Raw genomic sequence first — 10,298 nt, 5'->3', positions numbered from 1 at the left:
AGAAACCGCAGTAGATGCATTTGGTCATGTCGATGTCATAGCGCGTGGTGCGGCGCGAGCCGTCGTCGCGGGGCTCTGCGTCAATCGTGATCGCCTGCGCCGGACAAACCGCTTCGCACAGCTTGCAGGCAATGCAACGCTCTTCGCCATTGGCATAGCGGCGCAGCGCGTGTTCGCCGCGAAAACGCGGGGAAAGCGGCCCCTTTTCATGCGGGTAGTTCAGCGTGCTTTTCGGCGCGAAGAAATACTTAAAGCCAAGGCCAAAGCCTTTGAAGAAATCCATCAGCAAGAAGTATTTGGTCGCCCGGGTCCAGTCGATATTTGCCATGATCAGCCTCCGATCATCCAGCGCGCCCAAAAGCCGCCGAATACTTCAAATTTTGCAAGGAACGCCACAATCACCACCCAGCCCAGCGACAGCGGCAAGAACACTTTCCAGCCGATCCGCATCAATTGGTCATAGCGATAGCGCGGCACGATGGCCTTCACCATGGCGAACATAAAGAAGAACACCCACATCTTGGCGACCATCCACCACCAGCCATCGGCAAGCCCCGGGATAGGCGAGAGCCAACCGCCAAAGAACAACAGCGAGATCAGCGCGCACATCAAGAAGATCGCGATATATTCGCCGGCCATGAACAACAGATAAGGCGTCGAGGAATATTCCACCATGAAACCGGCCACCAGTTCGGACTCGGCCTCTGGCAAATCGAAGGGTGGACGGTTGGTTTCAGCCAAGGCGCTGATAAAGAACAGGAAAACCATCGGGAAGTGCGGGATCCAGTACCAGTTCAGCAGGCCATAAGAGCCCTTCTGCGCCTCGACAATCGACGAAAAACTCATCGAGCCGGTCGAGATGATGATGCCGATGATGATCAGGCCCAAGGAGACTTCGTAAGAAATCATCTGTGCCGCCGAGCGCAGCGAGCCAAGGAAGGGGTATTTCGAGTTTGACGCCCAACCGCCCATGATCACGCCGTAAACCTCAAGCGACGAGGCCGCAAAAACAAACAGGATCGCCACGTTGATATCGGCCAGAACCCAGCCCTGATCAAAGGGGATCACCGCCCAAGCCAAGATCGCCAGCACAAAGCTGATGATGGGGGCGAGGAAAAACACTGGACGATCCGCGCCCGCAGGCACGACGATTTCCTTGACCACATATTTCAGCGCATCGGCCACCGATTGCAGCAGACCAAAGGGCCCCACCACGTTCGGCCCCTTGCGCATCTGCACCGCGGCCCAGATCTTTCGATCGCCGTACACAAGGAACAGCAGGCTGATCATCACAAAGGCAACAATCAGAAGGCTCTGAGCCGCGATAAGCACCGCGATCCCCAAACCAGTTTGCAAAAAGTCAGCCATGATCCCTCACGTCCTTTAAACCGTTGGTATCCCCTGCGCACCGCAATCGCGCACAGTTACCTCGGCATCTATCGTTTTCAATCCACGAGGCAGCGCCGCCGAGATGGTGTAAACCGCATCCCCACGCCAAACTCCACCCGCATTCGCAACATTCGTCCGCACATGGCGCGCAAATCCAAAGCCTCGGATCAGCGCGTATTGCGCGGCAGCACAAGCGGCATAGGCATCAACATCTGCCGTGCCGCGCGCGCCCTTCATTTCTACCCGAAAATCCACCAGATCACCGTCCAGCAGCATCGTCTCGATCCCCATATAGGTCGGGGCAAAGGCAGTCTCCGACTTTGGCCCCTGCGCACAGGCAAACAACAGGCCAGAAGCCAGTGTAACGCCTGCGACAAGGGTGCAAAGCCGGCACATCTTATTCGGCTGCCAAGGTTTGCTTGGCACGATCGGCTTCCATCGCCGCCATATCGCCCATCACCACAGAAGCGCGTGCGATGGGGTTGGTCAGATAGAACCCCTTGAAAGCATTGCGGAAGCTGGCCTTGCCCATGGCTTTGGCCGCAAGCGGCGTCCAAGCATTTTCGGCGACCGTGTCAATGGCACCCAGATGCGGATGCGCGGCCACAATCGCACGACGCAGCACCGCAAGGCTGTCCCACGCCAAAGTCTGGCCGACTTCTGCCGAAAACGCCCGCAAGATCGCCCAGTTTTCCTTGGCCTCGCCTGGCGCAAAGCCCGCGCGCATCGCAAGCTGCGGGCGGCCTTCGGTATTGACGAAAAGCGCGTTTTCTTCTGGATAGGCGGCGGCAGGGAAGATCACATCGGCGCGCATCGCACCGCGATCGCCGTGGCTGCCCTGATAGATCACAAACGGACCCGCCGCGATTTCGACCTCATCTGCGCCAAGGTTATAGATCACCTCTGCGCCCTCGGTCGCAACCGCCAGCCCGCCTTCGGTGACAGCGCCCACATCCATCGCGCCAACCCGCGCAGCTGCGGTGTGCAGAATCAACAGCTTGGCGTTCGATGCCTCGCAAAGCGCCATGGCATGGGCCAGAACCGCCTCGCCATCCGCCTCGTTCAAAGCGCCCTGCCCCACGATCACAATCGAGGCTTTCGCCTTGGTTTCTTCCGAGACAGGTGCTGCGGCAAGCGCAGCCAAGGCCGCGCGGTCAGAGCCAAGATGCGCAAAGGGGTAGGTCAGATCCACCGCTTCGCCCAGCAGACCGATATGCGCGCCCAAGGTCCAAGCCTTGCGAATGCGGGCATTCAACACGGGGGCTTCCAGCCGCGGATTGGTGCCGATCAGCAGGATGTTCTGCGCGCCGTCAATATCTTCGATCTTTGCGGTGCCGACATAGGCCGAACGATTGCCAATCGGCAGACGCGCGCCATCGGTGCGGCATTCCACCTGACCACCCAGCGATTCGATCAAGGTTTTCAACGAATAAGCCGCCTCAACCGAGACCAGATCGCCAACAAGACCAGCGATCTTTTTGCCCTTGATGGCGGCGGCGGCAAAGCTCAGCGCCTCGTTCCAGCCGGCTTTGCGCAGCTTGCCATTCTCGCGGATATAGGGCGTGTCCAGACGTTGGCGACGCAAGCCGTCCCAGACAAAACGTGTCTTGTCCGAGATCCACTCTTCGTTGACGCCATCATGGTTGCGCGGCAAAATCCGCATCACTTCGCGGCCCTTGGTGTCAATGCGGATGTTCGACCCCAGCGCATCCATCACGTCGATGCTTTCGGTCTTGGTCAATTCCCAAGGCCGCGCGGTGAAGGCATAGGGCTTTGAGGTGAGCGCGCCCACGGGGCAAAGGTCAATGATATTGCCCTGCAAATTGCTGTCGAGCGTGGCATTCAGATAAGAGGTGATCTCGGCATCTTCGCCGCGCCCGGTTTGGCCCATCTGGGTGATGCCGGCCACTTCCGAGGTAAAGCGCACGCAACGGGTGCAAGAGATGCAGCGCGTCATCTTGGTTTCGACCAGCGGGCCAAGATCCAGATCTTCCGAGGCGCGCTTTGGCTCGCGGTAGCGGCTGAAATCAACGCCAAAGGCCATGGCTTGGTCTTGCAGATCGCATTCGCCGCCCTGATCGCAGATCGGGCAATCCAGCGGGTGGTTGATCAGCAGAAATTCCATCACGCCCTCGCGGGCTTTTTTCACCATCGGCGAATTGGTTTTGACCACAGGGGTTTCGCCATTCGGGCCGGGGCGCAGATCTTTGACCTGCATCGCGCAGCTTGCCGCAGGCTTGGGGGGGCCGCCCTGCACTTCAACCAGACACATCCGGCAGTTGCCCGCAATCGTCAGACGCTCGTGATAGCAAAACCGCGGAATGGCCACCCCTGCGACTTCTGCCGCCTGAATGATTGTCATCGCGCCATCTACTTCAACTTCGATCCCGTCGATGCTGATTTTCTTGAGGTTCGACATCAGCTTACTCCGCTGCCATAGGTGAGCACGGTTGGAAAATCCACGCCTGCGCTTCGTTCAAGGAAGACCCGCCAAAGGCAGGGCCCGTATCGCTGTTTGCCCGCATATGTGCAAGCCATTCAAATGCATAAGCGGCCGTCATTGTCCCGAAAGCACCCGCTGTTCTTACACCCGCACTCATTTCCAAGACCTTATCAAACTGCCGGCCAAAGTGCCCTTTGCAATCTCGTCCCGGCCCGCGCGGCAAAAGCTTTCGCTGTCGCCCGCAACCACGCCCGCCGCTTGCAGATAGCTGTCAGACAAAGCTTTGATCCGCGCCTTCTCGGTCGGATCTTTCAGGAAAACCTTGACCTCGGCCTCGGTATAGCCCTGATCGCGCGCGAAACTTTCCAGCGCTTTCAGCTTGCTATAGGCGGTCAATAGCTTGGCGGTAATAGATGGGCAGCTTTGGCGGATCATATCGCCAACCCGCCCCGCCACCAAAGACTCGGTGATATGGGCGTTTTCGGCCAGCGGCGTGCGCGCGGCCAAAGGCCAAGCAAAGCTGACCGTGGCCAAGGCACCAAGCAGCAGCCCGCGCAGACCCGCAAGACCAGACAGCTTTTGCATACCAACCAAAGTCACAATGTTGTTCCCTATTCCGCCGCCATCGCGCCCATACGGCCGGTTTTCTTGGCCTTGATGCGGTCTTCGATTTCCTCGCGGAAATGCCGCACAAGCCCTTGGATCGGCCAAGCCGCCGCATCGCCAAGCGCGCAGATGGTATGGCCTTCGACCTGCTTGGTCACCGACAGCAGCATGTCGATTTCCTCGACCTCGGCTTCGCCGCGCACCAAACGGTCCATCACCCGCATCATCCAGCCGGTGCCTTCGCGGCAGGGCGTGCATTGGCCACAGGATTCGTGCTTGTAGAACTTCGACAGCCGCCAGATCGCTTTGATCACATCGGTGGATTGATCCATCACGATCACCGCAGCCGTGCCCAGACCCGAGCGCTGTTCGCGCAGCCAGTCGAAATCCATGATCGCTTCGTCGCATTGGGCGGCATTCAGCATCGGCACCGAAGAGCCGCCGGGAATAACCGCCTTGATGTTCTTCCAGCCGCCGCGCACGCCGCCGCAATGCACATCCAGCAATTCGCGCAAGGAAATCGACATCGCCTCTTCAACAACGCAAGGGTTGTTGACATGGCCCGAGATGCCAAAGAGCTTAGTGCCCGCATTGTTCGGGCGGCCAAAGCCTGCAAACCATTCCGGCCCACGGCGCAGAATTGTTGGCACCACAGCGATGGATTCAACGTTGTTCACCGTTGTCGGGCAACCATAAAGCCCCGCACCGGCTGGGAACGGCGGCTTCATCCGCGGCATGCCCTTTTTGCCCTCAAGGCTCTCCAAAAGGGCGGTTTCTTCGCCGCAGATATAAGCGCCTGCGCCGTGGTGCAGATAGCAGTCGAAATCCCAGCCGGATTTCGCAGCATTCTTGCCCAAAAGCCCCGCGTCATAGCATTCGTCAATCGCCGCCTGCAGCGCCTCGCGCTCGCGGATATATTCGCCGCGAATGTAGATATAGCAGGTATTGGCGTTCATCGCGAAACTGGCGATCAGCGCGCCTTCGATCAGGGTGTGCGGATCGTGGCGCATGATCTCGCGGTCTTTGCAGGTGCCGGGTTCGGATTCGTCGGCATTGATCACCAGATAGGCCGGACGCCCATCCGATTGCTTGGGCATGAACGACCACTTCAAGCCGGTCGGAAAGCCCGCCCCGCCGCGACCGCGCAGACCCGATGCCTTCATCTGGTCGATGATCTTATCGCGGCCACGTTGAATGATCTCGGCCGTGCCATTCCAATGGCCGCGCTTTTTGGCGCCGGCCAATGAACGGTCGTGCATCCCGTAAAGGTTGGTAAAGATGCGGTCCTGATCCTGAAGCATATGTGCCCCTTCCTATGCCCGGCTTGCGCGCCAGATTTGATACGTCACGACCATGGCCCAAATGAACCCAGCCATCGCTGCCAGATCAATCAGCAGAGTGTATTTGGGCGGCAAGCCCAACTCTCCGCCAATCCGCTGGCCCCCAAGCCACAGCAGCATCGTGCCCGCAATCACCAAGGCCACCAGCCTTGGTTTGCGAGACGCGCTTGTCTGTGGATCGGGCTTTGTCATTTTGCCTCAGTGATGCCCATGGCCGTCATGGCCCGCGCCGTGATCTGCCGTCACCGTGCGTTCAATGCCGCCCGCGCCCAGCAAGACGCCGAAGACGCCAAACACCACCGCCGCCACGATCAGCGCCGCTGTCAGGCCCACATCGCCAAAGCTGCGCGCCAGCAAGCCCGCGATCAGACCCGCCGCAAGCGCCACCGCCCAGCCGCCAGCCCAAGGGCCGTCAACCTCTGCATGATCGTGTGAATGGTCCATCATACCCTCAGTAATCGTTGGTTTTGGCGCGGATCAAAAACGCTTCCATGCCGATCTCGCCGATCAGCTTGGCTTGGGCCACCCATTTGTCACGGGTGACACGGCCACGGAAGCCTTTCAGATTGCTGTCCATCCAGGCAATTTCAGCCTCGCCCCAAGCGGCGATCTGGTCAAAGTGGAACACGCCCATCTCGTTGCACAGCTTTTCAAGCGCCGGGCCGATGCCTTCGATCTTTTTCAGATCATCGGCTTGACCGCCGCGCGCAGCACTTAGGCCCTGCGGTTTGGTGCCTGCGGCCTCTGTCGGCGCAACTTCCGCCTTGGGCGCGGCCGCCGCAGGCTTTTGTGCAGCAGCTTTCGCAGCCGCAGGTTTAGCAACCGCTGCCGTGGCCAGCCAAGGCGTGGTCAAAGGCACTTCGGTGCCGTCGATGCGCTTGACGGTATCGCCAATATCCACCGCATTTTGCACCGAAGCATTATAGGGCTTGCGGCCCTTTTCATACTCGTGCAGCGAGGTCAGCCCCGACAAAGGCTCGGCGGCATAGCGCCCGTTTTGCGGCCCTGCGACAGGCACTTCGCCGTTCGAGAACCGCGAAATCAGCACGCGCAATTTGTCGGCCGTCAGGTCTTCGTAATAGTCTTTGCCGATCTGGGCCATCGGTGCATTGGCGCAAGCGCCCATACATTCGACCTCTTCCCAAGAAAACTTGCCATCTGCCGATAGCTGATGCGGCGCGTTTGCAATCAATTCCTTGCAAACCGCGATCAGCTCTTCTGCGCCGCAAATCATGCAAGACGTCGTGCCGCAAATCTGCACATGCGCGATCGAGCCCACGGGCTGAAGCTGAAACATAAAGTAAAACGTCGCCACTTCCAGCGCGCGAATATAGGCCATGCCCAGCTTGTCGGCGATATGTTCAATCGCCGGACGGGTCAGCCAACCCTCTTGCTCTTGCGCCCGCCACAAAAGCGGAATGATCGCAGAAGCCTGACGCCCCTCTGGATATTTCGAGATTTGCCCCGCAGCCCAAGCCTCATTGGCAGGGGTGAAGGCAAAGGAAGCAGGCTGTTCTTTGTGCAGACGGCGAAGCATTAGCGGTCGACCTCCCCGAACACGATATCCATCGTGCCGATGATTGCGGATACGTCGGCCAGCTGGTGGCCCTTGCAGATATAATCCATGGCTTGCAGGTGCAAAAAGCCCGGCGCGCGGATCTTGGCGCGGTAGGGTTTGTTCGACCCATCCGACTTTAGATAGACGCCAAATTCACCCTTTGGTGCCTCGACCGCCGCGTAAACCTCACCTGCGGGCACGTGGAAGCCTTCGGTGTAAAGTTTAAAGTGGTGGATCAAAGCCTCCATCGAGGTCTTCATATCCGACCGGCTTGGCGGCGTGATCTTGCCGCGGGCCAAAACCGCACCTGGTTCGGCGCGCAGCTTGGTGATCGCTTGGCGGATGATGTGGATCGACTGGGTCATCTCCTCCATCCGGCACAGATAGCGGTCATAGCAATCGCCGTTCTTGCCGACGGGAATCTGGAAATCGAACTCGTCATAGCATTCATAGGGCTGGCTGCGACGCAGATCCCAAGCCAGACCCGAGCCGCGCACCATCACGCCCGAGAAGCCGTATTTCTGGATGTCGTCTTCGCTGACCACACCAATATCGGCATTGCGCATCTTGAAGATGCGGTTTTCGGTCAACAGCCCGTGCAGATCGTCCAGCACCTTGGGGAAGGTATAGGTCCAAGCCTCGATATCGTCGATCAGGCTGTCGGTCAGATCCTGATGCACGCCACCGGGGCGGAAATAGGCCGCGTGCAAACGTGCGCCCGAGGCGCGCTCGTAAAACACCATCAGCTTTTCACGCTCTTCAAAGCCCCAGAGCGGCGGCGTCAGCGCGCCCACATCCATGGCTTGGGTGGTGGTGTTCAACAAATGGTTCAAAATCCGGCCAATTTCGGAAAACAGCACGCGGATCAGCGAGGCGCGACGCGGCACCACGGTGCCGGTCAGCCGTTCAATCGCCAAGCACCAAGCATGTTCCTGATTCATCGGCGCGACATAGTCGAGACGGTCGAAATAGGGCAGGTTTTGCAGATAGGTGCGGCTTTCCATCAGCTTTTCAGTGCCACGGTGCAAAAGCCCGATATGGGGATCGCAACGCTCGACAATCTCGCCGTCCAGTTCCAGCACAAGCCGCAACACGCCATGCGCCGCAGGGTGCTGCGGGCCAAAGTTGATGTTGAAATTGCGGATGCGCTGCTCGCCGGTCAGCAGATCTTGGCTGCCGTCGTCATAGCTGTTGCGGATGATATCGCCGTCCATCATTTAGCCTCCGCTTTCTTCTCGTCACCGGGAAGAATGTATTGCGCCGATTCCCAAGGAGACAGGAAATCGAACTGGCGGTATTCTTGCACCAAGCTGACAGGTTCGTAGACGACGCGCTTTTGCACCTCGTCATAGCGCACTTCGGTGTAGCCGGTGGTCGGGAAATCCTTGCGCAGTGGGTGACCACGGAAGCCGTAATCGGTCAGCAAACGCCGCAGGTCTGGATGGCCCGAGAACAGAATACCAAACATATCAAAGACTTCACGTTCAAACCAATTCGCCGAAGGATGAATGGTATGGATCGAAGGCACCATCTCGTCTTCGCTGACAGCCACCTTCAGGCGGATGCGGGCGTTGGTGTACATCGACAAGAAATGGTAAACCACATCAAAGCGCGCCACCCGCTCGGGGTAGTCGACCGCGGTGATATCGACCAGCGAGGAAAACTTGCAGGCCGGATCCGTGGTCAAAAACGCGATCAGACCGACAACCTCTTCCAAGGCCACGGTCAGGGTCAGCTCGCCAAAGGCTACGTCGCTGGACAAGACCGCTTTGGGCTGTGCTGCGGTGATATGGGCCGAAAGGCTGTTCAAAGCGTCTGACATATCCATCCCTCAGCGAACCAGCGTGCCGGTGCGGCGGATTTTCCGCTGCAACTGCAAGATACCATAAAGCAGCGCCTCGGCCGTGGGCGGGCAGCCGGGCACATAGATGTCAACCGGAACGATCCGGTCACAGCCGCGCACCACCGAATAGCTATAGTGGTAATAGCCGCCGCCATTGGCACAAGAGCCCATCGAGATCACATAGCGTGGCTCTGGCATCTGGTCGTAAACCTTGCGCAGCGCTGGCGCCATTTTGTTGGTCAGCGTGCCGGCCACGATCATCAGATCAGACTGGCGCGGAGAGGCGCGCGGCGCGGTGCCAAAGCGTTCCAGATCATAGCGCGGCATCGAGGTATGCATCATCTCGACCGCACAGCAGGCCAGACCAAAGGTCATCCAATGCAGCGAGCCATTGCGCGCCCAGTTGATGATATCTTCGGTCGAGGTCAGCAGAAAGCCCTTGTCCTGCAACTCGGCATTCAGCGCTTGGGTGGCAACCTCGCGGTCAGCCCCTGCCTGATTGGCTCCGGTCATCACGCCCATTCCAAGGCCCCCTTCTTCCACTCATAGGCAAAGCCTACTGTCAGCACGGTCAAAAACACCATCATCGACCAAAAGCCCACCATGCTGATCTGTCCAAAGGCCACAGCCCAAGGGAACAGGAAGGCGACCTCTAGGTCAAAGATGATGAACAGAATCGATACCAAATAGAACCGAACGTCAAACTTCATCCGCGCATCGTCAAAGGCGTTAAAGCCGCACTCATAGGCCGAGACTTTTTCCGGATCGGGATTGCGTACCGCGATCACAGCGGCAGCCAAGATCAGCACAAGGCCAAGGCCAACAGCAATAGCGAGAAGAATCAGGATCGGCAGATACTCACGGAGAAGATGGTCCACGAGAAGCTCCTTCTGCTTACGATTATGCGCCCAAAGCAACATAGCCTCTGCGCTCTCTTGCGCATCGTTTATCCTTCGACCCGCGCGGGGTCAACTAAAGCAAGCAGGAAAAGATGCACTTGCAGCAACTGGATTTGTCGAATTCTAGGCTTGTCGGCGACAGGCCCCGCACTAGCGTGGGCTTTGTGCGGGCCAATCGGGCAAGTGGGTGCAGATTTAGGCAGGCCCTGTGCGGGCAAGG

Annotated in this window: 13 protein-coding genes; all 13 read right to left on the bottom strand. The window is 58.7% G+C overall.

All coding sequences use genetic code 11. From position 1 onward, the window contains the following. A partial coding sequence (gene nuoI, locus V7Q10_RS03965) for an NADH-quinone oxidoreductase subunit NuoI (protein ID WP_333867747.1) occupies nucleotides 1–328 on the bottom strand: 328 nt, incomplete at its 3' end. A gap of 2 nt (nucleotides 329–330) precedes the next feature. Next, nucleotides 331–1,368, bottom strand: coding sequence for an NADH-quinone oxidoreductase subunit NuoH (gene nuoH, locus V7Q10_RS03960; protein ID WP_333867746.1), 1,038 nt, complete (start codon nucleotides 1,366–1,368; stop codon nucleotides 331–333). A gap of 15 nt (nucleotides 1,369–1,383) precedes the next feature. Then, complete coding sequence (locus tag V7Q10_RS03955) at nucleotides 1,384–1,785, bottom strand: hypothetical protein (protein WP_333867745.1); 402 nt, start codon at nucleotides 1,783–1,785, stop codon at nucleotides 1,384–1,386. Nucleotide 1,786: 1 nt separating this feature from the next. Further along, nucleotides 1,787–3,808: an NADH-quinone oxidoreductase subunit NuoG gene (gene nuoG, locus V7Q10_RS03950; RefSeq protein ID WP_333867744.1), complete on the bottom strand. Its 2,022-nt coding sequence runs from the start codon at nucleotides 3,806–3,808 to the stop codon at nucleotides 1,787–1,789. Nucleotides 3,809–3,985: 177 nt separating this feature from the next. Continuing rightward, complete coding sequence (locus tag V7Q10_RS03945) at nucleotides 3,986–4,432, bottom strand: DUF5333 domain-containing protein (protein ID WP_333867743.1); 447 nt, start codon at nucleotides 4,430–4,432, stop codon at nucleotides 3,986–3,988. Nucleotides 4,433–4,443: 11 nt separating this feature from the next. Beyond that, a complete protein-coding gene (gene nuoF, locus V7Q10_RS03940; RefSeq protein ID WP_333867742.1) occupies nucleotides 4,444–5,739 on the bottom strand; it encodes an NADH-quinone oxidoreductase subunit NuoF in 1,296 nt (431 codons plus the stop codon). A 12-nt stretch (nucleotides 5,740–5,751) separates the two neighbouring features. Further along, nucleotides 5,752–5,970: a DUF5337 domain-containing protein gene (locus V7Q10_RS03935; protein ID WP_333867741.1), complete on the bottom strand. Its 219-nt coding sequence runs from the start codon at nucleotides 5,968–5,970 to the stop codon at nucleotides 5,752–5,754. 6 nt (nucleotides 5,971–5,976) lie between these two features. After that, on the bottom strand, nucleotides 5,977–6,222 hold the full coding sequence (locus V7Q10_RS03930) for a hypothetical protein (protein WP_333867740.1): 246 nt from the start codon (nucleotides 6,220–6,222) through the stop codon (nucleotides 5,977–5,979). Nucleotides 6,223–6,229: 7 nt separating this feature from the next. Next, entirely contained in the window at nucleotides 6,230–7,315 is a 1,086-nt protein-coding gene (nuoE, locus tag V7Q10_RS03925) for an NADH-quinone oxidoreductase subunit NuoE (RefSeq protein ID WP_333867739.1), read from the bottom strand. After that, nucleotides 7,315–8,553, bottom strand: a complete 1,239-nt coding sequence (locus V7Q10_RS03920) for an NADH-quinone oxidoreductase subunit D (protein WP_333867738.1) — start codon at nucleotides 8,551–8,553, stop codon at nucleotides 7,315–7,317. Before V7Q10_RS03920 ends, nuoE begins: the two co-directional genes overlap by 1 nt. Continuing rightward, nucleotides 8,550–9,158, bottom strand: coding sequence for an NADH-quinone oxidoreductase subunit C (locus tag V7Q10_RS03915; protein ID WP_333867737.1), 609 nt, complete (start codon nucleotides 9,156–9,158; stop codon nucleotides 8,550–8,552). The genes V7Q10_RS03920 and V7Q10_RS03915 overlap by 4 nt, the downstream gene beginning before the upstream one ends. Nucleotides 9,159–9,167: 9 nt before the next feature. Continuing rightward, nucleotides 9,168–9,701 (bottom strand): NuoB/complex I 20 kDa subunit family protein, encoded by a 534-nt coding sequence (locus V7Q10_RS03910; protein ID WP_333867736.1) that lies wholly within the window; start codon nucleotides 9,699–9,701, stop codon nucleotides 9,168–9,170. Beyond that, nucleotides 9,692–10,057, bottom strand: a complete 366-nt coding sequence (locus V7Q10_RS03905) for an NADH-quinone oxidoreductase subunit A (RefSeq protein ID WP_333867735.1) — start codon at nucleotides 10,055–10,057, stop codon at nucleotides 9,692–9,694. Before V7Q10_RS03905 ends, V7Q10_RS03910 begins: the two co-directional genes overlap by 10 nt. Between the last annotated feature and the right edge of the window lie 241 nt (nucleotides 10,058–10,298).

It is taken from the genome of Cypionkella sp. (genome assembly GCF_036782355.1).
Taxonomy (GTDB): domain Bacteria; phylum Pseudomonadota; class Alphaproteobacteria; order Rhodobacterales; family Rhodobacteraceae; genus Cypionkella.
The sequence above is the reverse complement of the archived record's forward strand: the minus strand, read 5'-3'. Positions and strand labels throughout refer to the sequence as shown.